Source organism: Metabacillus sp. RB-C-LZQ-3-1, from assembly GCF_058315175.1.
The window spans coordinates 1-436 of the sequence record NZ_JBZFLI010000067.1; the positions used below are offsets into that span (position 1 = coordinate 1).

The 436-nt window shown below is 42.0% G+C and carries 2 pseudogenes; both read right to left on the reverse strand.

The features are described 5' to 3' along the window. Positions 1-210, reverse strand: a pseudogene (locus tag AC4GZ8_RS26480) (pre-toxin TG domain-containing protein); the annotation flags it as partial. 15 nt (positions 211-225) lie between these two features. Further along, positions 226-436: pseudogene (locus AC4GZ8_RS26485) on the reverse strand (hypothetical protein); the annotation flags it as partial.

Consider the following 436-nt stretch of genomic DNA (forward strand, 5'->3'; position numbering starts at 1 on the left):
ATCAGCTGCATTCATTCCTTTGGCTGTTTTGTAGATGGCACTTCCACCTTTTATGAAGCGTCCTCCCCAACCGACAATTGGTATTAATCCTGCGGAGGCCATGGCGCCAGCGGCAACTCGTTGACCAACTGTTAGTTTTTCGCCAGTAACGGGATCAACTCCTTCTGAAGCACGAAGAAAATCGTAATAGCCAGTTATTTCTCCTGTAAGAGTTTTGACGGTATCCTATGCTTTTTCGTGGAATGGACGGTTTTCTAGTTCTTCGGCCTTCTTTATTTCTTCTCTAAATCGTTCCTGCTCTTCTTTATATGTAAGATAGTCATCTGCATACTTCTTTACTTCATCAGTTAGTTGATATGCTTCACTCGCTTTATATGCTTGTGCATCAAAGTGAATAGGAGAAATTGTGTTGCCTTGTGCTGTTGCTTCTAACAAT